This window comes from Candidatus Brocadiaceae bacterium, from assembly GCA_012728835.1.
GTDB lineage: Bacteria > Planctomycetota > Brocadiia > SM23-32 > SM23-32 > JAAYEJ01.
Genome location: JAAYEJ010000051.1, coordinates 1 through 24,479 on the forward strand (window position 1 = coordinate 1; position 24,479 = coordinate 24,479).

Annotated in this window: 21 protein-coding genes and 1 tRNA gene; 13 read left to right on the forward strand and 9 right to left on the reverse strand. The window is 71.0% G+C overall.

The genetic code is table 11. The annotated features are described in order from the left end of the window. The first annotated feature begins 175 nt into the window (after positions 1 to 175). Both GXY85_07820 and GXY85_07825 read left to right on the forward strand, forming a co-directional pair. A complete protein-coding gene (locus GXY85_07820; GenBank protein ID NLW50739.1) occupies positions 176 to 385 on the forward strand; it encodes a hypothetical protein in 210 nt (69 codons plus the stop codon). Beyond that, a complete protein-coding gene (locus GXY85_07825; protein NLW50740.1) occupies positions 343 to 480 on the forward strand; it encodes a hypothetical protein in 138 nt (45 codons plus the stop codon). Before GXY85_07820 ends, GXY85_07825 begins: the two co-directional genes overlap by 43 nt. A 4-nt stretch (positions 481 to 484) precedes the next feature. On the opposite strand, the gene GXY85_07830 is transcribed toward GXY85_07825, so the two are convergent. Next, positions 485 to 2,185, reverse strand: coding sequence for a glutamine--tRNA ligase/YqeY domain fusion protein (locus GXY85_07830; GenBank protein NLW50741.1), 1,701 nt, complete (start codon positions 2,183 to 2,185; stop codon positions 485 to 487). Between the two features lie 188 nt (positions 2,186 to 2,373). Between GXY85_07830 and cysK the strand changes: the two genes are divergently transcribed. Then, positions 2,374 to 3,264, forward strand: coding sequence for a cysteine synthase A (gene cysK, locus GXY85_07835; protein ID NLW50742.1), 891 nt, complete (start codon positions 2,374 to 2,376; stop codon positions 3,262 to 3,264). Positions 3,265 to 3,380: 116 nt separating this feature from the next. Here the strand turns inward: cysK and GXY85_07840 are convergent. The 4 genes from GXY85_07840 to GXY85_07855 form a co-directional block, all read right to left on the reverse strand. Continuing rightward, positions 3,381 to 3,457: transfer RNA gene (locus GXY85_07840), tRNA-His, on the reverse strand. 198 nt (positions 3,458 to 3,655) lie between these two features. Further along, complete coding sequence (locus tag GXY85_07845) at positions 3,656 to 4,432, reverse strand: nucleotidyltransferase family protein (protein NLW50743.1); 777 nt, start codon at positions 4,430 to 4,432, stop codon at positions 3,656 to 3,658. Beyond that, a complete protein-coding gene (mazG, locus tag GXY85_07850) occupies positions 4,429 to 5,292 on the reverse strand; it encodes a nucleoside triphosphate pyrophosphohydrolase (protein NLW50744.1) in 864 nt (287 codons plus the stop codon). The genes GXY85_07845 and mazG overlap by 4 nt, the downstream gene beginning before the upstream one ends. After that, complete coding sequence (locus GXY85_07855) at positions 5,267 to 7,252, reverse strand: beta-galactosidase (GenBank protein ID NLW50745.1); 1,986 nt, start codon at positions 7,250 to 7,252, stop codon at positions 5,267 to 5,269. Before GXY85_07855 ends, mazG begins: the two co-directional genes overlap by 26 nt. Before the next feature lie 285 nt (positions 7,253 to 7,537). Between GXY85_07855 and GXY85_07860 the strand changes: the two genes are divergently transcribed. From GXY85_07860 to GXY85_07885, 6 genes are all read left to right on the forward strand, one after another. After that, positions 7,538 to 8,512 (forward strand): MoxR family ATPase, encoded by a 975-nt coding sequence (locus GXY85_07860; protein NLW50746.1) that lies wholly within the window; start codon positions 7,538 to 7,540, stop codon positions 8,510 to 8,512. A 67-nt stretch (positions 8,513 to 8,579) separates the two neighbouring features. Then, positions 8,580 to 9,926 (forward strand): DUF58 domain-containing protein, encoded by a 1,347-nt coding sequence (locus tag GXY85_07865; GenBank protein ID NLW50747.1) that lies wholly within the window; start codon positions 8,580 to 8,582, stop codon positions 9,924 to 9,926. Further along, positions 9,907 to 12,210: a DUF3488 domain-containing transglutaminase family protein gene (locus GXY85_07870; GenBank protein NLW50748.1), complete on the forward strand. Its 2,304-nt coding sequence runs from the start codon at positions 9,907 to 9,909 to the stop codon at positions 12,208 to 12,210. The genes GXY85_07865 and GXY85_07870 overlap by 20 nt, the downstream gene beginning before the upstream one ends. 99 nt (positions 12,211 to 12,309) lie before the next feature. Next, on the forward strand, positions 12,310 to 14,298 hold the full coding sequence (locus GXY85_07875) for a pilus assembly protein PilM (GenBank protein NLW50749.1): 1,989 nt from the start codon (positions 12,310 to 12,312) through the stop codon (positions 14,296 to 14,298). Next, positions 14,295 to 15,116 (forward strand): hypothetical protein, encoded by an 822-nt coding sequence (locus tag GXY85_07880; GenBank protein ID NLW50750.1) that lies wholly within the window; start codon positions 14,295 to 14,297, stop codon positions 15,114 to 15,116. The genes GXY85_07875 and GXY85_07880 overlap by 4 nt, the downstream gene beginning before the upstream one ends. Before the next feature lie 12 nt (positions 15,117 to 15,128). Further along, a complete protein-coding gene (locus GXY85_07885; protein ID NLW50751.1) occupies positions 15,129 to 15,443 on the forward strand; it encodes a hypothetical protein in 315 nt (104 codons plus the stop codon). A 34-nt stretch (positions 15,444 to 15,477) separates the two neighbouring features. Here GXY85_07885 and GXY85_07890 read toward each other — a convergent pair whose 3' ends face one another. The 3 genes from GXY85_07890 to tsaD all read right to left on the reverse strand — a co-directional run bounded on the left by GXY85_07890 (position 15,478) and on the right by tsaD (position 18,219). Beyond that, entirely contained in the window at positions 15,478 to 16,401 is a 924-nt protein-coding gene (locus tag GXY85_07890; GenBank protein NLW50752.1) for an NAD(P)H-hydrate dehydratase, read from the reverse strand. 20 nt (positions 16,402 to 16,421) lie between these two features. Further along, entirely contained in the window at positions 16,422 to 17,111 is a 690-nt protein-coding gene (gene larB / locus GXY85_07895) for a nickel pincer cofactor biosynthesis protein LarB (GenBank protein NLW50753.1), read from the reverse strand. 94 nt (positions 17,112 to 17,205) lie between these two features. Beyond that, positions 17,206 to 18,219 (reverse strand): tRNA (adenosine(37)-N6)-threonylcarbamoyltransferase complex transferase subunit TsaD, encoded by a 1,014-nt coding sequence (gene tsaD / locus GXY85_07900; protein ID NLW50754.1) that lies wholly within the window; start codon positions 18,217 to 18,219, stop codon positions 17,206 to 17,208. A 153-nt stretch (positions 18,220 to 18,372) separates the two neighbouring features. Here tsaD and hisH point away from each other — a divergent pair, with 153 nt between their 5' ends. From hisH to GXY85_07920, 4 genes are all read left to right on the forward strand, one after another. After that, the gene (gene hisH / locus GXY85_07905; GenBank protein NLW50755.1) at positions 18,373 to 18,990 is read left to right on the forward strand and encodes an imidazole glycerol phosphate synthase subunit HisH; all 618 of its coding nucleotides are present in this window, start codon (positions 18,373 to 18,375) and stop codon (positions 18,988 to 18,990) included. A gap of 1 nt (position 18,991) precedes the next feature. Then, the gene (hisF, locus tag GXY85_07910; protein ID NLW50756.1) at positions 18,992 to 19,792 is read left to right on the forward strand and encodes an imidazole glycerol phosphate synthase subunit HisF; all 801 of its coding nucleotides are present in this window, start codon (positions 18,992 to 18,994) and stop codon (positions 19,790 to 19,792) included. After that, on the forward strand, positions 19,789 to 21,306 hold the full coding sequence (locus GXY85_07915; GenBank protein NLW50757.1) for a DUF1846 domain-containing protein: 1,518 nt from the start codon (positions 19,789 to 19,791) through the stop codon (positions 21,304 to 21,306). Before hisF ends, GXY85_07915 begins: the two co-directional genes overlap by 4 nt. An 86-nt stretch (positions 21,307 to 21,392) precedes the next feature. Further along, a complete protein-coding gene (locus GXY85_07920; protein NLW50758.1) occupies positions 21,393 to 23,030 on the forward strand; it encodes a CTP synthase in 1,638 nt (545 codons plus the stop codon). Here the strand turns inward: GXY85_07920 and GXY85_07925 are convergent. Then, positions 23,006 to 24,472, reverse strand: coding sequence for an aminotransferase class V-fold PLP-dependent enzyme (locus GXY85_07925; protein ID NLW50759.1), 1,467 nt, complete (start codon positions 24,470 to 24,472; stop codon positions 23,006 to 23,008). The two genes, GXY85_07920 and GXY85_07925, sit on opposite strands and share 25 nt — an antisense overlap. Between the last annotated feature and the right edge of the window lie 7 nt (positions 24,473 to 24,479).

A 24,479-nucleotide genomic window follows, 5' to 3' on the forward strand; every position in this document is an offset into this window, starting at 1 on the left:
CCGGGCAACCGAGCAGAAGGCTTGAAATCCGGGAGGGAAAACGCTCCAATGTCAGTCAACTACCATACATAAACGGGCTGGTTTTGAAGTGACCACCCGTGGCCGGTTTTGAAGTGACCGGTGACAGCTGAACGTTGGAGACCGTCCACAGGATCGTGGGGGCGAAGTCTTCTGCGTGGGGACGGACCTGGGATCATCGCGCCGGTGCGTCGACCTCGCGCGCCGTCATCCTGATTTGGTCCGGGCGGCCGTCGGGATCCACCCCACGGACTGGGCCGCGTGTTCCGGTGACTTCGCGGAGGTCGAGCGCCTGGCCGCACCTATCAGTATCCGGCGACCGGGGTGGGCACGCGCAACGAGCCGGCCTTCCTGCCGGAGACGCTGACCGCGCTGGCCGGCATTCGGGGGGAAAGCGCCGCGGCGCTGGCGGAGTCCACGACCGCGGTTGCCAGGCGCCTCTTCTTCCCCGACGCCCCGTAGGGCGTCAGGTCGACTGCTGCTGCACGCGCGCCCACTTGTCGCGGAGCGTGACGGTCCGGTTGAAGACGAGGCGTTTCCCGGTCGAATCGGGGTCGACGCAGAAGTAGCCGCTGCGCTCGAACTGGTAGCGCGCGCCCGCCGCTGCGCCGGCCAGCGAGGGCTCGACTTTCGCGTTCTGGATGACCTGCAGGGAGTCCGGGTTGAGCCGGGCGGCCGGGTCCGGCTCCTCGTCCTCTTCGTAGGTTTCCGCGTCCAGGATCAGGCGGTCGTACAGGCGCACCTCGGCGTCCAGCGCGTCGGCGGCCGAGACCCAATGCAAGGTCGCCTTCACCTTGCGCCCGTCGGGGGCGTCGCCGCCGCGAGTGGCCGGGTCATACGTGCAGTGCAGTTCGACCACCTCGCCCGTATCCGGGTCCTTGACCACGTCGACGCAGGTGATGAAGTAGGCGTAGCGCAGGCGCACCTCGCGGCCGGGGGCCAGACGGTAGAACTTCCGCGGGGGGGCCTCCATGAAATCCTCGCGCTCGACGTACAGGACGCGCGAGAACGGCACCGGCCGCGTGCCGGCGGCGGGGTCTTCCGGGTTGTTCACCGCCTCGAGTTCCTCGGTCCGCCCCTCCGGATAGTTGACGAGGACGACCTTCAGCGGGTCCAGGACTGCCATCACGCGGGGGGCCACCTTGTTCAGGTGCTCCCGCAGGCAGTGCTCCAGGAGCGCCATGTCGGCCGTGCTCGGGGTCTTGGAGATGCCCGTCCGCTCCAGGAAGTCGTGCAGGGCTTCCGGCGTGTAGCCGCGCCGGCGCAGGCCCTGGATCGTCAGCAGCCGGGGGTCGTCCCACCCGCTCACGAGCCCCTGCCGGATCAGCGGCAGGAGACGGCGCTTGCTGGTGATCGCGCCGGAGACGTTGAAGCGGGCGAATTCGATCTGCTGCGGATGGTGCACGCCCAGGCGCTCCAGGAACCAGTCGTAGAGCGGACGGTGGTTCTCGAACTCGCTCGAGCAGATCGAGTAGGTGACCCCCTCGATCGAGTCCTCCAGCCCGTGCGCCCAGTCGTAGCTCGGGTAGATGCACCAAGCGTCCCCGCGGCGGTAGTGCGTCGCGTGCAGGATGCGGTACATGACGGGGTCGCGCAGGTTCAGGTTCGGATGCGTCATGTCGATCCTGGCGCGCAAGGTGCGGGCGCCGTCGGGGAACTCCCCTGCCTTCATGCGCGCCAGCAGGTCCAGGTTCTCCTCCACCGAACGCCCGCGATAGGGGCTGTCGCGTCCGGGCGACGTGGGCGTGCCGCGGTATTCGCGCACCTCGTCGGCGGTGAGGTCGCATACGTAGGCATCGCCCTGCCGGACGAGCTGCACGGCGTATTCGTACATCTGCTCGAAGTAGTCGGACGCGAAGAACAGCCGGTCCCCCCAGTCGGCGCCCAGCCAGCGCAGGTCTTCGATGATGGCGTCGACGTACTGGGACTCTTCGGTCAGTGGGTTCGTGTCGTCGAAGCGCAGGTTGAACAGGCCGCCGTGCTCGCGCGCCAGGCTGTAGTTCAGCCAGCACGCTTTCGCGTGGCCGATGTGGGCGTAGCCGTTCGGCTCGGGGGGAAACCGGGTATGCACCCGGCCGCCGAAGCGGCCCTGCTCCACCCCGTCCGCCACGATCTGGCGCACGAAGTCCAGGCGACGAGGCTCGGCCTGCCCGCGGTCCGTCCCCATGAGGGGTCCTCCGGTATCGTTCCAGGGAAACGCCCGGCGGCACTCCCCCCGGGCCCCCGCGATGGTATGGGAGCGCCCGGCATGCTGTCAACTGCGGGGCGGCGCTCGGGACTTCGACCGCGCCGTCCGGGCGGGGTATAATGCCGGGTTCTCCTGCTTCTCATCCCGTGGGCCGGAGGGGCCATCTCGTGTTGACGAACAACATACTGGACCTGATCGGGAACACGCCGCTGCTTCAACTGCGCGGCGAACGCGTGTTCGCCAAGGCGGAGTTCCTGAACCCGGGCGGCAGCATCAAGGACCGTGTCGCCCTGGGCATGCTGGAGGGGGCCGAGCGCGATCACAGGCTGACGCCTGAGAGCATCATCGTCGAGCCCACCTCCGGCAACACCGGCATCGGCATGGCCCTCATCGGCCGTCGGAAGGGCTATCCCGTGCGCATCGTCATGCCTGCCGGCATGAGCGAGGAGCGCAAGAAGCTGATTGTCGCCCTGGGGGCCGACCTCGTGCTGACACCCGACAGCGAGGGCATTGCCGGCGCCGTCGAGCGGGTGCGGCAGATGGCCGCCGAGGATCCCCGGGTCTACGTCCCGCAGCAGTTCGAGAACCCCGACAACCCGCGCGTCCACTACGAGCAGACCGCCCCTGAACTCTGGCGTCAGATGGGCGGGCGCGTCGACTGCTTCGTCGCCGGCGTCGGCAGCGGCGGCACGCTCCAGGGCGTCGGCGCGTTCCTCAAGGAGCACAATCCCGACGTGCACCTCGTGGCCGTCGAGCCGAGGAACGTCTCCGCCCTGCTCGGACACGAGCCGGGCCTGCACCAGATCCAGGGCATCGGCGACGGGTTCATACCGGCCGTGCTCGACGTGTCGCTGGTCGACGAGGTCATCGAGGTCAGCGACGACGACGCCATCGAGACGACGCGCGAACTCGGCCGCTCTCACGGCCTGCTGGTGGGCATCTCGTCCGGGGCGAACGTCTGGGCCGCCCGTCGGCTCGCCGAGCGCATGGAGGGCAGGACCATCACGACCGTCCTGCCCGACCGGGCCGAACGCTACTTCAGCACCGCCCTCCTCTGAGGGCCGGCGCCCCCGCGGCGCGCTGCCCGGGGGGCGTGTGCACGCGCTGCCGGGACACACGTGCCCCTGCAGCGAAGGCTCAGACGGCGCACGCGCAGTGTGCAGGCGGGCGGGAGTGGGGTGAGCAACGGGAGTCGAACCCGTAACCCCCAGAGCCACAGTCTGGTGCTCTGACCAATTGAGCTATGCTCACCACGGCGGACCGTATCGTAGCACAGGGCCGGACGGCCTTCAAGTGCGTGGCACACCGCGCGCCGGCGGTGCGGCGCAGATCGGGCGAGGCGTGGGCACAGCCGGGGGCCTGCCCGTCCGTGTGCGTCCGTGTGCGTCCGTGTGCGTCCGTGCACCCCGGGCGGGGACGCCCGGGGCTACCCATTCCGGACGCCCGGGGTTACCCGGGGGTGGGCCGGCCGCCGGGCGGCGCGTCTCCGGGACTGCCGAAGGCCGCGCAGACGGCCCGGTAGCTCTCCAGCGTGCCGACGTCGTAGGTGCCCTCGTCGCGGCGGAGGGCCTCGACCGGGCCGCGGCGCACCCACCAGGCCAGGTAGTGGCCGGGCGCGTCGGCATTGCCGCCTTCGGAGAGGAACTCGGGCAGAGCGTCGATGGCCTCGGCGGTGTAGAGGTAGAACGGCGGGACGCGGAACCGGCCCCGGGGTCGGGCGGGCTTCTCCTCGAAGCTGACGATCCGCCCGTGGGCGTCCAGTTCGGCGACGCCCATGCGGGTCAGCTCGCGCGGGTCGGGCACAAGGCAGGCGAAGACGGCGCTGACGCCGTGCGCGCGCCACGGCCCGAGCAGGTCGCTGACGTCGAAGCGCGGCAGGTTGTCGGTGGCCATCACGTAGGCGGGCTCGCCGTCGAGGCCGCAGTGTTCGACGGCGAACCGGATGTCGGCGACGGCACCCAGGCGGTTCTCGTTCGCGGTCGAGCCGTCGCTGATGACCTCGACCGGGCGCGCGCGGTCCGGGGCGGCGGCCCAGTCGAGGAACTGCGTGCGGAAGCGTTCGTTGCTGACGAGGACCAGGCGGGTGATCTCCGGCACGCGGTCGAGCCGGTCGATCAGGCGGTCGAGGATCGGACGCCCGCCGACCGGCAGGAGCGGCTTGGGCGTGTGCTCGGTCAGCGGGTACAGGCGCGTGCCGTAGCCGGCGGCCAGCAGGATGGCGTTCATCGGGGCTCCTGGCGGCAGGCGGCCAGCAGGCGGGCCTCCAGACCGGCGCGTTCGTCCGGATCCAGGTCGCCCAGGGCGCGGCCTTCACCCTCGATGCGCGCCTCCTCGGCGCGGAACGCGTCCGAGAGCCGCCGGAGCGCCGCCCGAAGGGCGTCCTCGGCGCTCACGCGCACCCGGCCGGCCAGCTCGGCGGCGCAGAGGACCAGGATGCCGGCGGCCGCAGCGGCCGCGGCGGCGGCACCGGCCGCCGTGGCGTCGCCCCGCTCGGCTGCGTCCGCCAGCGCGTCGAGGCTCCGGCGGGCGTCGGCCGCCACGTCGCGTCCGCGCAGCGGGTCGATGCCGGTCTGACGGATCTTCGACAGCGTGCGGGCGGCCTTGACGAGCGCGGGCAACTCGGGGGGGATGCCGTGGAGGGACGAGGGCTTCCTTTCCTCGTTGCGCTTGATGCTCTCCCAGCGGCGCAGGACGTCGGCGGGCGTTGCGGCTTCCTTGTCGGCGAACACGTGGGGATGGCGGCGGATGAGCTTCTCGTTGATCGTGCGCACGACGTCGTCGATGTCGAACCGCCCCGCCTCCTCGGCCAGTTCGGCGTGGAAGACGACCTGCAGGAGCAGGTCACCGAGTTCCTCGCAGAGTTCCTCGAAGCGCTCGTCGTCGAGCGCGTGGAGGACCTCGTAGGTCTCCTCGAGCAGGTAGGGGCGCAGGGACGCGTGGGTCTGGCTGCGGTCCCACGGGCATCCGCTGCGCAGGCGGTGCATCACGTCGACGAGCCGGGTGAACTCCTCTCCTGCCGGCATTGGGGACGACCTCCGGGGAAGGCGGCGCCGGCGGGTTTCAGCCCTGGAGCAGTGCGACGCCATACGGCTGCAGGGACAGATCGGACGTGTGCTCGTGGCCGGTGATCAGGTCGCGGCGCCTCTGCCCCTCGGGCAGCGGCAGCGCGGCGGGTTCGTCGCCGTGGTTCAGAACAAAGGTCAGGGGCGGCTCCCCCCCACGGACCCGCAAGGGCACGACCTCGACCGTCTCGGACGCCCAGGGATGGGCCTCCAGGCGGGCCTCGCCGAGCGCCTCGCCCAGCGCGCGCTCCAGCAGGTCGATCCCGCCGGCGGCGCCGAGCATGTACAGGGCGCCCTCGCCATGCCGCACGCGCGTGAACGCCGGCCGGCCCGCGTAGTGCTCGCCGCCGTAAGACGCCAGGGGTTCGGCGCCGTCCGGATCCAGGATGCAGCAGAGGGGGCCGGCGGACAGGACGGCCTCCGGGAAGACCACCGAGTTGGACCGGCCGGGCGGCAGCAGGTCCCAGTCCGAAACGCGGCAGCCGACCGCCTCGTCGCACGGATTGGGCAAGGTCGGCTCCACGGTGTTGTGGACCGTCCTCTGGCCGGCCGGTGAGGTGACGAACACCGTGCCGCCGGCCTCTGCGAACGCGCGCCAGACGGCGGCGTCCTGCTCGCGCAGGATCACGGGCATCGGCACGACGAGCAGCGAATGGCCCTCGTCGGGCTTCTGGCCGGGCGCCAGCAGGTCGACGGCGATGCCGCGCCGGCGCAGCAGGCGGTACAGTTGCTCGAACTGCGCCATGTAGTCGAGGCCGCCCAGCGCCGGCCCGGCCTGGAGCGCCCAGTACGCCGCCAGGTCCAGCACCATGGCGGCCCGCGCCATGGGGGGCCGCCCCATCCAGCAGTCCGCCGTGGCGGCCAGCTCGGCAGCGGTCGCGGCCACTTCGTCGTAGCGCCGCCCGGGGGGCCCCTCGGGCGTCCACAGGCCGTCGTTGAGCATCTGCTGTCCGACGGCCAGCGTGTGCCAGGGGCCGTAGACGACCATCTCGGCGCCGTGCGCGGCGGTCTGGAAGGACCAGAGCCGGAGCTGCCCGGGGCGCGGCACCGACAACTGCCCGTCCCGGGTGACCGCCCCGGTCTGCTGCCCCAGCACCCAGAAGGGCCGGCCCTTCACGCTGCGCGCGAGGTCCAGCGCCAGGGCGACGCGCGCGGGGTCGCCGACCGGGCCGGGCTCGTTGCTGAGGCCCACGACGTTCAACTGCCCGGCCATCTCGAACCCGTCCACGCGGTCGGCCTCGAGCAGGGGCGGGTCGGTCGTGATGATCGGCTTCTGGTCGCCGGTGTACTGTTCGATCAGCTCGCGCTGCTCGGCCACGAAGTCGCGGCAGGTCGCCGAGACGAAACGGTCGTAATCGAGCGCCAGGGACGGATGGGGGCCTCCGGGCGTGCGCCGGGGGGCGGGGATCTCGTGCCAGTCGTTGAAGTGCTGGCTCCAGGTGCCGGTGCCCCAGAGCCTGTTGACCCGGTCGATGATGCCGTAGCGGCGTTTGAGCCACTCGCGGAATGCTTGCTCGCAGTCGTCGCAGTAGCAGCGGGTGGCCGGGGGCGCGCCGAGGCCGCTGTGGACCTGCCATGCGTAGATGGAGGGGTTGGCGGCGAAGGCGCGGGCGACGTCGCGCATGATGCGGCGCACGTAGCGGCGGTACGGGCGGTTGTTCAGGCACACGTGGCGGCGGCTGCCGCGGCACCAGGGCGTGTCGTCGGCGTCGCGGGGCGGTATGCTGGGGTGGCGCACGAACAGCCAGGGGGGCGGCGCCGCCGTCGGCGTACAGAAGATCACCTTCAGGCCCTGTCCGGACACTGTCTCGATGGCCTTGTCCAGCCACGCAGAGTCGAACTGCGCCCGGCGCGGTTCAAGCCTCCACCAGGCGTACTCGCCCAGCCGGACGAACTCCACGCCCGCTTTGCGCATCAACCGAGCATCTTCGAGCCATCGATCCTCGGACCAGTGTTCCGGGTAGTATGTAACCCCGATCTTCATCTACGCCTCCGACGGCGGCGGGATGCACGGCCGAACGGCGCACACACAGGGGACGGCCGCGCGCGCTGTGTTCGAACCATGCCACGGGAGCATTATCGGGCCTCGGGCGCCGCGAAATCAAGCCATTTGGCCCCCCCCGCCGCCTCCCCGCCGCCGCTTGGCCGGCGGCGGGCGCGCGCGCGGCTCCTTGCGCAGTCCCCGTGGCCGCCATATACTCGATGAGCGCTGGGACTCGCGCCGAGGTGCTTGGAAGCGTTCTTCGCAGCTCAGAGATGAGGAGCGACCATGCGTGAACCTGACCGGCTGCCCGACATGGCGGCACCCGCCGAACTGCTGCGCCGGCTGATCGACGAGATCGAGAAGGTCTACGTGGGCAAGAGGGATCGCGTGGAGCTGGCCCTCGTCGCCCTGCTGGCCGGCGGTCACCTGATCATCGAGGACGTTCCCGGGGTGGGCAAGACGATCCTGGCGCACACGATCGCGCGCGCGCTGGACTGCGAGTTCCGCCGCATCCAGTTCACGCCCGACCTGCTGCCGGCCGACCTTCTGGGCCTGAACATCTACGACGAGAGCCAGTCGCGCTTCGTCTTCAAGCGCGGCCCGCTGTTCGCCAACATCGTCTTGGCCGACGAGATCAACCGCACCACCCCGAAGACCCAGAGCTGCCTCCTGGAGGCCATGGACGAGTACCAGATCACGGTCGACGGCGTGGGGCATCCCCTGCCGGTGCCCTTCTGCGTGCTGGCCACGCAGAACCCGTTCGAGTTCGAGGGCACCTATCCGCTGCCCGAGTCCCAGCTCGACCGGTTCTTCCTGCGCATGAACCTCGGCTACCCGACCACGGAGCAGAGCAAGCGCATCGTCCGGGACCAGAAAGTCAGCCATCCGATCGAAGACGTGGAGCCCGTCATGCGCGGCACCCAGGTGCTGGAGCTTCAGATGCTGGTGCGCCGGATCCGCGTCAGCGACGAGGCCCTGGACTACGTGATCCGCCTGGTGGAGGCGACGCGCCGGCACGAGGGCGTCCTCACGGGCGTCAGCCCCCGGGGCAGCGTGCACCTCTACCGGGCCGCCCAGGCACTGGCCATCGTGCGGGGACGCGACTACGTGACGCCCGACGACGTCAAGGAACTCGCCGTGCCGGTGCTCTCGCACAGGATGCGCTTCCGGCGGGCCTCGCGAGGCGCGGGAGCCAGCAGCTTCGAGGAATCGGCACGGATCGTGCGGGAGATCCTCGGCCAGGTGCCCGTCACGCTGTAGGGCGCCCGGCCCCGGGCGGCGCACGGTGCGCGCGCCTGCCGGCGCGGTTTCGTCGAGGTGCGAGACCATGGCTCCAACGGACAGCAGCCGCAAGCGCCGACTGGTCGAGGCGGCCCGGTCGATCGCCTTCAGCGTGTGGCTGGCCGCCGTGGCCGTCATCCCGCCGGCCCTGCTGCTGCGCAGCTACGACACCGCCCTGCTGGTGGTGATCCTGGCCTTCTTCTGGCAGTTCCTGGCGGTGGTCCTCTCGGCCATGTGGCCGGAGGGCCGCTCCCTGAGCCACACGCGCTTCCGGGCGCGCCTGACCAGTTGGGGCGGCCTCTACTGCGGCATCGCCGTCGTCTGCGCCTTCATGTCGCTGCACTGGGGCATCAACCTGCTCTACCTGACGGCGGCGTTCCTGCTGGCCGCCGCCGTCTGCGCCGCCGCCTGGCCCTGGCTGCTGCTGGCCCACCTGGGCGTTGACTGGGACGTGCCCGAACGGGTGTTCGCCGGGGAGCCGTTCCGCGTCGGCATCCGCCTCCGGAACGCCAAGCGGTTCTTCAGCGCGTTCGCCCTCTCGCTGGGCTTGAACGCCGTCGGGGAGGGCCAGGAGGTCGGATGGCTCGTCGGCCGGCTGCGTCCCGGCCGCTCGGAGGGCGTGCCCCTGCCGCACACCCTGCCGAGGCGCGGCCTGCACCCGCTGCACGCCCTCGCCATCCGCACGAGCTTCCCCTTCGGCGTTCTGGAGGCCACACGCGAGGTCTACCTCCACCGCGACGTGCTCGTGCTCCCCCGACTCGGCCACATCGACACGGACGTCCTGTCCCACTACGGCGGCAGCGAGCCGGAGTGGGCGGTGCCCCTGCGGCGCCGGGACTCCGAGGGGGAGTACCGGGGGCTGCGCGAATACCAGCCGGGCGACAACCCCCGCCTGATCCACTGGCCGACGAGCGCGCGCCTGCACAAGCTCTACATCCGCGAGTTCGAACAGCAGCAGTTCCAGAGCGTGCTGATCCTCCTGGACGCGCACGCGCCCGCCGAGTCGCCGGAACGGACGCGGGCCCGGCAGGAACGCTTCGATCTGGCCGTCAGCTTCGTCGCCACCCTGGCCGACCTGCTGACGCGCCGGAACGTCTTCTACGCGTTTGCCTCCTACTGCCCCGAGCCGGTCGTCCTGCCCTACGACACGGGCCGCGGCCACCTGGACGGCATCCTGGAGGTGCTCGCGCTGGCCGGCATGACGACCGAGCACACCCCGGCCGATCTGGGGCCGGCCCTGGGCGGAGACGGGATGCGCCCCGGCGGCGCCTGCGTGGTGACGCCGGGCCCCCTTCCGAACGCCGTCGGCCGGGCCATGCCGGGTCTCGATGCGTCCGGATCCCTGATCGTGGACGTCAGCCAATCGGAGTTCGATGAGCTATTCCGCCTCTGACAGCGCGTGCAAGCAGCCGGCCGGACTCCGCCAGACCCGGCTGCTGCTCCTGACCACCTACGCGACCATCGTGAGCGGGGCGGCCCTGCTCGGGGTCGCCGAGCACGCGCTGGGCTACGCGGCCGTCGCGGTCGTGCTCTGCGCCGGCCATGGTCTGCTCGTGGGGCCTGCGGGCAAGGCCCTGCTCCCGCCGGCGGCGGGCCAGTTGCTGGCCATCGCAGCCCTGGCGTTCGGGCTCATGCAGGCCGCCTACACGAGCGTCGACGTGAGCTACGGACTCGCGCACTTCCTTGTCCTCGTCCAGTTGATCAAGCTCTACGGCACCCATACGGTCCGCGACCTGCGCCTGATTCACGTCGCCGCCATCTTTGTCATCCTGGTCGCCAGCATCTGGGCCCAGGAACTCCTGTACGTCCCCGCCTTTCTCCTGGCCGCCGGCTCGCTGATGTGGGGGCTGGCCGTCCTGGCCCTGTTCCCGCCCGTCTCGCAGGAGACCGAGGCGAACCGCAGGGCGCGGACCTGGGCGACCGGGCGGCACATGGCGAGCGCCCTGCTCCTGCCCGCCGTCGTCGTGCTCCTCGGCACGGCGGTCTTCTTCGTGCTGCTGCCCAGGTTGTTCCCGTCGCGCAGCCACCACAGGCGGTTCGCCCGGCAGATGGTCGGGTTCTCCGAGAACGTCTCGCTGCGAGAGGTCGGCCCGGTTGGCCAGAGCGACCGGGTGGTGATGCGCGTTCAGTTCCGGGCGCTCGAGGACGGACGGGAGACGGCGGCGACCCCACGCAGGATGCTCATGCGCGGACAGAGCCTGGCCGGGTATCACGCCGGCCGCTGGTCGAGCGTTGCGCCGCCGGAGTCGGCCCCCGCCCAGCTCTCGGCGGGCCGGGGCACCACCGGGGAACTCATTTCGAAGGACGTGTATCTCCTGCGCAGCAAGCCGGTTGCGCGACGCAGCGTGTTGCAGAGCGTTGCGATGGAGGGACGGCCGTCGAACGTGCTGTTCGCCCTCTACCGCCTGACGTGGGCCGACATGGGCGGGAGCGGAATCGAGCGCCTGGCCATGCCGGAACACACGGTCACCCTCCGGGAGCCCCTGCGCCCGGGCGACTCCTACAACGCCATCTCCCTGGTTCCCCAGTTCGCCGCCGCCGACCTTCGCCGGGTGGGCACGCCGCCGCCCGATGCCAACTCGTGGATCTACTGGCAACTGCCTCCCTCGATCCGCCCGACACTTCAGGCGGTCGCCGACGATGTGCTCCGCACCTACCCGGCGCAGACGGACTACGACCGGGTGCTGGCCGTGCAACGCTACCTGAAGGACGCCGGGCGGTTCCGCTACACGCTGGACCTGCCCCCCTTCGGATCGCTGGACCCGATCGAGGCATTCCTGACCGAGACGCGGGCGGGCAGTTGCGAGCAGTTCGCCACGGCCATGGCCCTGATCCTGCGCGTCTGGGGCATCCCCACCCGCCTGGCGACGGGCTTCAAGGGCGGCGACTACGAGCCGGCCTCGCAGGCACACGTCTTCCGGGACAAGCACGCGCACGCCTGGGTCGAGGTCTGCTTCCGGGACCGCGGCTGGGTGGAATTCGATCCCACGCCCGACACGCCCGACCTGTACGAGGAAGCCTCCGAGACCGGCGCGGTGGGCGGCCTTCTGAGCGGCCTCCAGTCGCTCGCAACGGGCATCTTCCGTCGCATCCGCAGGCACTGGGAGAGCAGCATCCTCGGCTTCAGCCGCGCCAAGCAGCGCCGTGTGTTCGAAGAGCTGTCCGCCGTGACCTCCAGCCTGGCGGAACGAGCCGGCGGGATCGTCGGGCCCCTGATGCCCGGACTCCCGGGCTCCGGGCTGGTGCAGGTCGCCTCGCTGGTCGTCCTGCTGACGGTCGGCGGGATGGGGTTCTACCTGGCGGCCCGCTGGACGCTGGCCCGGTTGGGGCACGGGACGCCGGGAGGATCGGCGGTGCCGCCCGTGTGGTTCTACCGGGACATGGTCGTCATTCTGAACCGCAAGGGGATCCGCCGCCCGCCGCATCTGACCCCCCGGGAGTTCGTCCCGATGGCCGCCGCGCAACTGGCCGGCCCGCCCGCCGGCGGCGGCCCGTCGCCCCGCGCGGCCCTGGACCTGGTGACCGACCTGTTCTACCAGGTGCGCTTCGGAGGCCGCGAGCCCGCGCCGGAGCAGTCCGGGCCCCTCCGGGCGGCGCTGGACAGCCTGCGGAAGGCCGCACGAGTCGCCCCGGGCGTTCCCGCCGCTCCGGGCCCCGGCCCGGACAGCCCTCCGTAGCGCCGGAACCGCCGCGGCCGTTGGCAGCGCTCCCCCTCTTCTGCTACCATGGAGTCGGCAAGCTGGGAATCGGGTAAGTTCCGGCCAGGGGTCAACCATATGCTCAAGAAGCGGGTTTGGGGACTCGACCTGGGTCGGTCGGCCGTAAAGGGTGTTCTGATCGATGCTTCGGACGAAGGCATCCAGATCATCCGGGCCGATTCGGTGCCCCTGGAGGGCCCCCCTCCCGATCCCGCCCAGGACCCGACGCGCGACGGCCGCCTGTGGCGGGCGCTGCACGAGTTCCGCAACCGGCATCCCCTGCACAAGGCGCCCGTCTGCGTCGCCATCCCCGCCCAGAACACCTTCGTCCGCGACCTGACCCTGCCCAGCGTGGGCAGCCGGAAGATCGACGAGATGGTGCGCTATGAGGCCGCCAACGAGATCCCGTTCGTCCTGGACGAAGTGGCGTGGGACTACCTCCTGTTCGACGAACGGCCCGGGGAACCCACGCGCCACGGCCTGCTGCTGGCCGTCAAACGCAACGTGATCGAGACCTACGTCGGCCTCTTCTCCCAGTTGGAGATCGGGCACGTCGACATCATCACGCTGGCCCCCCTGGCCCTGGTCGACTTCCTCCGCCTGGAGTGCGGAGACACGGGGCGCACGCTCGTCCTGGACATCGGGGGCGAGAACACGAACATGCTCCTGATGTCCGACGGCCGCTTCTGGCTCCGCAGCATGCTGACGGGCGGCAACCGCATCACCGCGCAGTTGCAGGAGGAGTTCGAGCTGTCGCATGAGGACGCCGAGCGCGCCAAGCGGAACATCGCGCGCTCGCGCATCGGCCCGCAGATTGCCGGCACGATGCGCCCCACCCTGCACGAGCTGGTGCGCAACGTCAAGGCCAACATGACCTACATCGAGCGCATGGGGGGCCCGACGGAGCTGGACGCCGCCCTCGTCGTGGGCGGCACGAGCCATCTGCCCGGCGTTCGAACGGTGCTCGGCAAAGCCCTGCGCCACCCCGTCGGCGGCATCGACGAACTCAAGCACATCGTGGTCTCGCCCGACGCGGACGCGCAGTTCATCGGCGCCCACCTGGACGAGCTGGCCGTCGCGATCGGCGCGGCGCTCTGCGCGGCCGACCGGGATACGGTCGGGGTCTCCTTCCTGCCCAAGAAGGGCGTGCGGGTTGGCCGCATCTCCCGCGCCAAGGGGCTCCTCCTGGCCGCCGCCCTGGTGCTCTGGGGCGTGATGCTGACGTTCTACGTCCTGAGCCGCATGGCAACGGCCGCCATCCGCGAGCCGCTGGACGACTACCGCATGCTGGCCACGATCGCCACGCAGAACCAGCAGGAGCTGGCCCGGGCAATGGCCAGGGAGCCGGAGGAGAAGGAGCTGAGACGCCTCCTCTCGCTCTCGCGCGGGCGCACGCAGTCGGTGCAGATTCTCATGGAAATCGTCGACGCACTCGCGCAGGCCGGGCGGGAGTCGCAGCACACGTTCCTGCTGTCCGACTACCGCTGCCGCGACACGGCGGCGCTCAAGGAGCTGGAGGCGGCCCGGGCCGGGGCGGCCCCGGCCATGCGGCGCGATCATTCCATGCTCGACGTCGCCTCCGAGCCGGAGCCGGAACCCACCGAGGACCAGGGCCCGCCGATGCTCGTCGGGAGCCTGAACGGCATCATCCGCATGCCGCGGCGCGGCAACCCGCGCGACGCCTACAGCACGTTCGTACGCGTGCTGCTGCCCCGCCTGCAGGGGCTGGCCTCGCTGCGAAAGGCGTCGGCCCGGGGGACGTTCGTCAAGGGCAGCAAGACGGTCGAACTGGACGAGGGCGCCTGGTTCGCGACGGTCGCCCCGGGCGACCTCGTGCGTGTGCTCCCGGCAGGACAGTGGCAGGAGGTGGAGGAGGTCGCGTCCGAAACCCGCATCGTTCTGGCCGAACCGTTTCCCGAGGAGGACGGCGAGGGGCTGTGCGTCTTCTCGGCCGTGGCGCCGACCGCGTTCGACGACGAGACGCTGGAGTTCGGCGTACGCTTCGCCGTGCCGAAGACGCCGCCCGCCGGACTGCCCGTGCTGAGTCCCGGAGGATCCCGGCCTTGAGAGGCGTCAACACCAGTTCGGCACGGCGCCGCAGATACCTGTTCAACGCCGTCCTCGGGCTCGTCGGCCTCGGGATCCCCGTGTTCGCCGCCCTCGGGCTCTATCCGGCCATGGCGGACTGGCGCGACCGCTCGCGGGAGCTGGCCGAGGCGGAGGAGTCGCTTGCCCGGTGGCTGCGCACCGCGGCGCTGCCGACACAGACGCAGATCGACGCCGAACGGCGTTTCACGGCGGCCCTGGCGGAGGAGATCGAGCGGACGCGCGGCTTCTACCGGAGCCGCGACCGCATGCTGGAACGGAACATCCTGGACAGCCTCTCCGGCGACGCCATGGCGGTGAAGCTCAAGTACGTCGATCTGCGGGCCGCGCTGGCCGCCCGGGCGCGCTGCCCGAATCCCAGGAAGTTCCTCCCCGTCTACCCCTGGGAGGCCCCCCGGCAGGTGCCTCCGCGCTCCGACTTCAAGAGCATCGAGAAGCGGGCCTGCATCGTCGACGTCCTGGTGTCGCTGCTGGCGCCGGTGGGCTCCTGCGCCGTGGACCAGATCGTCGTGGGCGACCCCGTGCGGCCGGCCCCGGAGCAGGCGGCCTTCAGCGAGGGATGGCAGGAGCCGGGCGACGATGATGCCGTGGACTACGCGTACTGGCCCGTCGACCTCCAGGCATCCGTGTCCTTCCCGTTTGCCGGAGCGGCCCTGGCCGCACTGGCCACGCCGGACGGCCGCTCTCCCCTGCTGCTCATCCACTCGCTGCGCGTGACCGGAGCCGACGGCGACACCGTAACGCTCCAGGTGGGCCTGCGCGTGCTGGACTTCGACTGACGGAGAACCGCAATGCTGGGCAGATACGTGGGCCTGATACTGATGACCCTGCTGGTCGGCCTGTGGCTGGCGGGCGGCGTGTTCGGCGTCCTGCGCCTGTCCGCGACCCGGGATACGGCGGCCAAGGTCCGCGCGGGCGTCCAGACGGTGCGCACGAACCTGGAGAGCCGGGAGGACGAGGACATCGCGCGGGTTCCGTTCCCCGAAGGCGAGATCGCACGCATGGTTCAGTCGAGTTGGAGCACGGGCCTCCCGGCCGTCGGCTTCCCCCGCGGCCTCTCCGCCGCGCCGACCTCGCCCTCCCCGCAGGGCGGCACAGTGCACTGACGCCGGGAGCGCCTGCGCCTCGATTCGGCCCCGCCTACTGCCCCGGCGCCATCGCGGCCGAGGCGGCCGCATCGGCATCCATCCCCTGGCCGTGCTCCCTGTAGAGGCAGAAGGCCTGCGGAAGGCACTCCAGCAGGTCCTCGGCCATCAGGGACAGCTCGCCCAGGCGCCGTGCGGCCAGGTCGCCGGCCAGGCCGTGCACGAACACGGCCACCTGGAGCGCCTCGAACGGCTCGATGCCCTGCGCCAGCAGGCCGGCCGCCATGCCGGTCAGGACGTCGCCCGAGCCGCCGGTGGCCATGCCGGGATTGCCGGTGGGGTTCACGTAAACGCGGGCGCCGTCGGTCACCACGGTGCCGGCCCCCTTCAGGGCCACCAGCACGCTGTGCTCCCTGGCGAAGCCGACGGCGGCCGCCCGGCGGTCCGCCTGCACCTCGGCGGTCGCGCAGCCCAGAAGGCGGGCCATCTCCCCCGGATGCGGCGTCAGCAGGCGCGCGGCGGGCGCGTGCCGGAGGACGCGGCCCGGCCCCTCGGCCAGCGCGTTCAGCGCGTCCGCGTCGACAACCGCAGGCAGCGCCAGGGACGCCGCCAGGGTGCGCATGGCCTGGCCGGTCGGGCCGGCCCGGCCCACGCCCGGCCCGATCGCCGCCACGTCGAACGCCTCCGCCCCCTGCAGGATGGACCGGGCCGCATCGGGCCCCAGGATCGGCCCGTCGGGGTCCGGAAGCGGGCGGGACATCGCGCTGGTCAGCTTAACCTCCGCGATGAAGTTCAGAGCGGCCGGCAGCGCCAGCGTGACCAGCCCTGCACCCGCCCGTTGCGCGGCGATCGCCGCCATGCAGCCGGCGCCCGTCATGCCCGGCGAACCGGCCACGATGAGCACCCTCCCGAACTGGCCCTTGTGGGCGTCGGGCCGCCGACCCGGCATCCGGGGCAACCTGTAGACGTCCTCGGCCAACGCCCTTCCCCTCCCGGCCCTCAGGCGTCCGGTTCGCTCCGGACGCTCAGGGCGTTGATCAAGGCGGCCATGTAGCCGGCGCCGAAGCCGTTGTCGATGTTGACGACGGCGACCCCGGCCGCACAACTGTTCAGCATGGTCAGGAGCGGGGCCACCCCGCCGAAGCTGGCCCCGTAGCCGACGCTGGTGGGCACGCCGATGACCGGCCGCGCCACCAGGCCGGCGACGACGCTGGCCAGTGCGCCCTCCATGCCCGCGACCACGACGAGCACGCGCGCCCTCTGCAGGTCCGCATGGTATGCCAGGAGCCGGTGCAGGCCGGCCACTCCGACGTCGCCGATCACGCGGGCGCGCGCGCCGAGCGCCTCGGCCGTGGTGGCGGCCTCTTCGGCAACGGGCAGGTCGCTGGTGCCGCCGGTCACGACGAGCACGTCGCCCTCGAGCACCGCCGGCTCGTGGCGAGCCAGGATGCAGCCGGCAACGGGCCGGTACTGCGCCTCGGGCCACACCCGGCGCACGGCCTCGTAGTGCTCGGCGCCGGCGTGCGTCGCCAGCAGGTCGCTGCCGGCATCGCGCAGCCGCGCCGCGATGGCGGCCACCTGCTCGGGCGCCTTGCTGCGGCAGAAGATGACCTCCGGCACCCCGCACCGGAGTGCCCGGTGATGGTCGATCTTGGCGAAGCCGATGTCCTCAAAGGGCAGCCGACGCATGGCCTCGAGGGCCTCGTCCGGCCCCAGGGTCCCGGCGGCGACGTCTCCCAGCAGCTTTCTGATGGCCGACTCTCTCACGATCGTCCGATACCTCTCAGGGAACGGCTTCCACCGTCAACGGGGCGGTGCGACCGGCCCGCAACATCGGACAGGCCACGCCCGCGATCATGGCGGCATTATCGGTGCAGAGCCGCCGGGGGGCAAGGCGCAGGGCCAGCCCCAGGGCGTCCGCCTCGGCCGCCAGACGCTCGCGCAGGCGCCCATTGGCCGCCACCCCGCCGCCGACGATCAGCGTGCGCACGCCCTCCTGCCGGGCCGCCGCGCAGGCCTTGGCCGCCAGCACGTCCACCACCGCCTCCTGGAAGGCCGCCGCCACGTCGGCCACGAACGAGGGCTCGTAGACGGCGCCCTCGATGTCCTCCCGCGATGCGTTGGGGCCGACGCAGTGGTAGAGCACGGCCGTCTTCAGGCCGCTGAAGCTGAAGTTGGCATTGCCGGACCTCAGCATGCTCCGGGGAAAGGACACGGCGTCGGGCCGGCCGCCGGCGGCCGCCCGCTCGATGGCCGGCCCGCCCGGATAGCCCAGCCCAAGGATGTGTGCCACCTTGTCGAAAGCCTCCCCCGCCGCGTCGTCCACGGTGCTCCCGAGCAGGGAGTGCTCGATCGGGCCGTCGGTACGGAACAGGCTCGTATGCCCCCCGCTCACGACCAGGGTGACGGCGGGGAGTTCCGGCGGCTCGTCCGACAGCCACGCGGCGTAGGCATGCGCGTGGAGGTGGTTCACGGCCACCAGGGGCACGTCCAGCGCCCAACTGAGCGACTTGGCCGCCGTCACGCCCACCAGCAGCGCGCCGATGAGTCCCGGCGTGGTGGTCACGGCCACGGCGTCGATCCGGTCGATCGGGACGGCGGCGACCTCCAGGGCCCTGCGTATGACCGGCAGGACGGCCTCCACGTGCGCACGGCAGGCGACCTCCGGAACCACGCCCCCGAACTGCTCATGCACCTCCTGCTGGGACGCCACGATGCTGGACAACACGCGCGTTCCGGCCTCCACAACGGCCGCCGCCGTCTCGTCGCACGATGTCTCGATGCCCAGTATGCGCATGGCGTGCCCGTCAATGCCCAGGTGCGATACAGGCCCTCCATTCTACCGCGGGCGCCGCCGGCCGGAAAGGCGCCCGGCCTCGCGTTGCCAGTCCGGCCCGACTATGCTACCCTGCTGGCGTCGGATTGCAGGCCCGCCTTCGGGGACAGAGACATGACGGAGACGGTCACCATTGTGGACTACGACGCCGGCAACCTCACGAGCGTCCGGCTGGCCCTGCAGCGGCTCGGGCGCGACGTGCGGGTCACCGGCGACCCGGACGAGGTGCGGGCGGCATCGCGGCTGGTCTTCCCGGGAGTCGGCGCGGCCGGCGCGGCCATGGCCACGGTGCGGTCGCTCGGCCTGGCCGAGGCGATGCACGACTACTGCCGCACCGGGCGCCCGCTGCTGGGCATCTGCCTCGGCGCCCAGATCATCCTGGATCACAGCGCCGAGAACGACACCGCCTGCCTGGGGTTGATCGCGGGCCGAACCCGCCGGCTGGACGTGCCGCCGGATGCCAAGATCCCGCACATGGGATGGAACACCGTCCGGCAGGTGCGCCCGCACCCGATCTGGCGCGGCATCGGCGACGACTCGCACTTCTACTTCGTGCACAGCTTCGCCCCCGAGCCCGCCGACCCGGAGGCCGCCATCGGCACGACGGATTACTGCCGGCCGTTCGTCAGCGCACTGGCACGCGACGGCATCGTGGCCTGCCAGTTCCATCCGGAACGGAGCGGGCGCGCGGGGATGGCGCTGCTGAACAACTTCCTGGACTGGAATCCCTGACATGCTCAGCAAGCGCATCATCGTCTGTCTGGACGTGCGGGACGGCAAGACGACCAAGGGCGTCCGCTTCCAGGGCAACGTGGACGTGGGCGACCCCGTGGCCATGGCCGGCGACTACTACGAGCACGGAGTCGACGAACTGGTCTTCTACGACATCGGCGCCTCGCCCAGCCATGCCGACATCATGATCGACGTCGTGCGGGAGGTCGCCGGCCGGATCGCCATCCCGTTCTCGGTCGGGGGCGGCCTCCGGTCGGTCGACGACATGCGGCGCGTCCTTCTGGCCGGAGCCGACAAGGTGAGCATCGACACGGCGGCCGTTCGGAACCCGGCGCTCATCGGCGAGGGCGCCGCGCGCTTCGGCAGCCAGTGCATCGTGGTCGGCATGCAGGTCAGGCGCGTCGGCCCCTCCGTCCCCAGCGGCTACGAGGTCTACATCGAGGGCGCGCGCACGCCCACGGGGCTGGATGCACTGGAGTGGGCGCGCCGCGTGCAGGACCTGGGCGCCGGGGAGGTCTGTGTGAACTCCATCGACGCCGACGGCACGAAGGCCGGCTACGACGTCGAGATCACGCGCCGGATCAGCGACGCCCTGCACATCCCCGTCATCGCCAGCGGCGGGGCCGGCGAGCCCGCGCACCTGGCCCGCGTGTTGACGGAAGGCAGGGCCGACGCGGCGCTGATCGCGTCCATGGTCCACTTCGGCACGCACACGATCGGGGACATCAAGGCGTTCCTGGCCGCCCGCGGCATACCGGTCCGCCCGGCGTGGTCGCAGGCCGGCATCGAGAGGACAACGTGAACGCGACCATCGGATTCGACAACGAACGGTACCTGGAGGAGCAGGCCCGCGCGATCCTGAGCCGGGTGGAGCGATTCGACCGCAAGCTCTACCTGGAGTTCGGCGGCAAGCTCCTCTTCGACTACCACGCTTCGCGCGTCCTGCCGGGCATCGACCCGAACGTGAAGATGCGCCTGCTGGGGCAGTTGCGCGAGAAGGCCGAGATCCTGCTCTGCGTGCACGCCGGCGCCATCGAACGGCGCAAGATCCGGGCGGACTTCGGCATCACGTACGACGCCGACGCGATGAAGTTGATCGACGAACTGCGGGAACGCGCCATCGAACTCCGCGCCGTCGTGATCACGCGCTACGCCGGCGAGCCGGGAGCGCGCGTCTTCAGGAACCGGCTCGAGCGCGCGGGCGTGCCCGTCTGCGTGCACGGCGCCACCCGGGGCTATCCGAGCGACGTGGACCGCATCGTCAGCGCCGAAGGTTACGGGGCGAACGAGTACATCTCCACCTCCAGGCCGCTGATCGTCGTGACCGGCCCCGGCCCCGGCAGCGGCAAGCTGGCCACCTGCCTGAGCCAGATGTATCACGACCATCTGCACGGAATCCGCTCGGGATTCGCCAAGTTCGAGACGTTCCCGATCTGGGACCTGCCCCTGAACCACCCGGTCAACGTGGCCTACGAGGCGGCCACGGCCGAACTGGCCGACGTGAACATGATCGACCCGTTCCACCTGGAGGCCTACGGAAAGACCGCCGTCAACTACAACCGCGACGTCGACGCGTTCCCCGTCCTGCGCAGCATCCTGGAACGCATCACCGGCGGCGACCCCCTCTACCGCTCCCCCACGGACATGGGCGTCAACATGGCGTCCCGCGGCATCGTGGACGGCGCGGTCGTGGCCGAGGCCGCCCGCCAGGAGGTCATCCGGCGCTACTTCCGCTACTCCGCCGAGTACGTCATGGGGCTGGTCGACCAGCCCGCCGTGGAACGCACCCGGCGCCTGATGCAGGCCCTGAGCCTGCGTCCGGAAGACCGCACAACCGTCGAACCGGCCCGGCAGGCGGCCCGCGACGCCCAGGCGACCGCAAAAGGCGATGCCGGCATCTGGTGCGGCGCGGCCATCGAGCTGAAGGACGGGGCGATCGTGACCGGCAAGAACTCCCCCATCATGCACGCAGCCTCCAGCCTGGTGCTCAACGCCGTCAAGCACCTCGCCCGCGTGCCCGACGAGATCCACCTGCTGGCGCCGGCCCTGATGGAGGCCGTCGGCCGGCTCAAGATCGACGTGCTGGGCCAGGCCAGCGTCAGCCTGGACGTGGAGGAGACGCTGACCGCCCTGGGCATCAGCGCCGCCACCAGCCACGTGGCGCAGGTCTGCGTCGAGCAACTGAAGAACCTCAGGGGCTGCGACGTGCACCTGACGCACATACCGACGCCGGGCGACGCCGCCGGACTGCGCCGCCTCGGCGTGTACGTGACCAGCGGCGCCGCCTTCGCCTCCAGGGGCCTTTTCGTCCCGTGATTCCCTCTTGCGCGGTGCTTGCGCAGGGCGGGCCGCTTGCGTAGAATCCCGCCATTCGGTTCCCCGGCCGCATTCGGATGGGCGCAATGACAAAGCACATATTCGTGACCGGCGGTGTTTGTTCCTCCCTCGGCAAGGGCCTGAACGCCGCGAGCATCGGGCTCCTGCTGGAGCGACGCGGCCTGCGCGTCCGCCTCCAGAAGCTGGACCCCTACGTGAACGTGGACCCGGGCACGATGAACCCCTACGAGCACGGCGAGGTCTACGTGACCGACGACGGCGCCGAGACGGATTTGGACCTGGGCCATTACACGCGCTTCACCGATGCACCGCTGAACCGCGACTCCAACGTCACCACGGGAAGCGTCTACCAGGCCGTGATCGGGAAGGAACGACGCGGCGAGTTCCTCGGCAAGACCGTCCAGACGATCCCCCACGTCACGGCGGAGATCAAGTCGCGCATCCGTCGGCTCGACGGCCCTGACGTCGACGTCGCCATCAGTGAGATCGGGGGCACCGTGGGCGACATCGAGGGGCTGGCATTCCTGGAAGCCATCCGGCAGTTCGGGCACGAGTGCGGCCACGGCAACGTGCTGTACGTGCACCTCACGCTGCTCGTCTACGTGCGCGCGGCCCAGGAGCTGAAGACGAAGCCCACGCAGCACAGCGTCGGCACGCTGCGCCAGATCGGCATCTTCCCGGACGTGCTTGTCTGCCGCACCGAAGTGCCCATGGAGCCGGACCACCGGGAGAAGGTGGCGCTGTTCTGCAACGTCGAGCCGGAGTGCGTCATCGAGGAACTGGACGCGAAGCCGAACATCTACCAGATCCCGCTGATGCTCAGGAAGCAGGGGCTGGACGCGCTCATCTGCGACAGGCTGGGCCTGCCGCCGGGCCGCAGCAACCTGCAGGCGTGGCGGCGCATGCTCAAGGCACTCGACGAGCCCGCGGCGTCGGTCGAGGTCGCCGTCGTGGGCAAGTACATCAGCCGCCAGTCCGCCTACGAATCCGTCTACGAGGCGCTCCGGCATGGCGGGATCGCCCATCGGGCCCGCGTGGACGTGCGACGGGTCGAATCGGAGGACGTGGAGGCCCGCGGGGCCGAGGCCTGCCTGGACGGCGTGCACGGCGTGCTGGTGCCCGGCGGCTTCGGCGTCCGGGGCATGGAGGGCAAGATCCGGGCCGTGCGCCATGCCCGCGAGCACGGGATCCCGTACTTCGGCATCTGCCTGGGGATGCAGTGCGCCGTGATCGAGTTCGCCCGGAACGCCTGCGGACTGGCCGACGCCGACTCGGCCGAGTCCCGCCCCGACACGCCGTGCCCCGTCGTCAGCCTGATGGAGGAGCAGAAGAAGGTCTCCGGCCTGGGCGGCACGATGCGCCTGGGCGCTCAGCCCTGCGTTCTGACGCGGGGTTCGCGGGCGCGGCGGCACTACGGGCGCCGCGAGATTCGCGAACGCCACCGGCACCGGTATGAGTTCAACAACGCCTACCGCGACGCGCTGACGTCCCGCGGGCTCCGCTGCACGGGGCTGTATGCCGAGCACGACCTGGTCGAGATCGTGGAGCTGGAGGGCCACCCCTGGTTCGTGGGGGTGCAGTTCCACCCGGAGTTCCTGAGCAAGCCGACGGCGCCGCACCCGCTGTTTGCGGGGTTCATCGGGGCCGCACTCGCACACGCCGGCGCGGCCGGTGGCCGTCAGGAGCCGCTCAACGGCAGGTAGGCGTCGTAGTTGATGTCGCAGCCGCTGGGCACGTAGTCGTGGTGCTGGGGGTGAAGCACGTACTCGGTCCGCGGACCGTCCCGGAGGATCGCCCGCAGGGCCTCGACGAACCGGTCGATCTCCTCCTCCGTGTTGTAGACGCCCAGGCTGGCCCGGACGAGCCCCGGAACGCTGGAGTGATCGCCCTGCACGAGGCGCAGGACGGCGGCCTGCTCCTCGCCCGGGGAGACGTTCAGCAGCTCGCGCACGTACGGCTGGGCGCAGAAGCAACCGTTGCGCACGCCGATCCCCCACTCGTAGCCGAGCACCGCCGCCAGCAGGCCGTGGCTGTAGCCCTCGGCCTCCAGGGCGAAGACCCCCAAACGGTCGACGGCCAGGTCCGGATCGGTCCTGCCGAACACGCGGAGGCCGTCGACGGACAGCAGGCCCGCAAGGAGCCGTCGCGTCAACGTCCGCTCGTGCTCCGCCACCTCGTCCATGCCCACCTGCCGGAACACCTGGACGGCCCGGGCCAGCGCGAGCACGCCGAGCAGGTTCGGCGTCCCGGCCTCCTCCCTCTCGGGAAGGCCCAGCCAGAACACGTTCTCGTCCGTCACCGCGTGCACGGCCCCGCCGCCGACGACGTCCGGATGGGTGTCGCCGAAGACGTCGCACCGTCCGGCCAGCACGCCGCAGCCGAACGGGGCGTGCATCTTGTGCCCGCTGAAGACGACGAAGTCCACGCACTCAGGGTCATACGGATCGCCCAGCTCGAAGGCCCGATGCGGGACCAGTTGCGTGGCGTCGAGCGCGAAGAGCGCCCCGTGGGCATGCGCGATGCGTGCCGCCTGGCGGAAGGGCGGCAGGTTGCCCGTCACGTTGGAGGCGCCGCTGCAGGTCACCAGGCGCACACGGCCGGCGTGCTTGCGCACGCGCGCCTCCAGGTCCGCCATGTCGAGCGTGCCGTCGGAACGGTTGATCCTCGCCACCTCGATCCGGCAGCCGCTGCATCGCCACGGAAGCAGGTTCGAGTGGTGCTCCATATGCGTCGTGACCACGACGTCGTCCGGCTGCAGGCGCAGACGGGAGGCGAGCTTGTTGAGCGAGTGCGTGGCGTTCTGCGTGAACACGAGGCACTGCTCGCTGGCGCGGGCGCCGATGAAGTCCGCCACAATGTGCCGGCAGACGTCGTAGACGCGGGTGGACAGCAGGGACTTGAACCCCGTCCCGCGGTGGATGCTCGAGTAGTACTGCTGGTACTGCTCGACGCAGTCGACGACCGGCGCGAACGCCGGCGTGGTGGCCGCGTTGTCGAGGTTGACGTAAGGCACCGAGGAGCCGTCATAGAGCGGCACCACGGCATCCACACCGGCCACAAGTGCGCGCAGCCCCGCCGCGCTGCACACGGCCGCAGGCGACGCATCGCCCAGGCCGCACCGCGCAATCAGTTCGCCTTCGGCCACGCTTCGA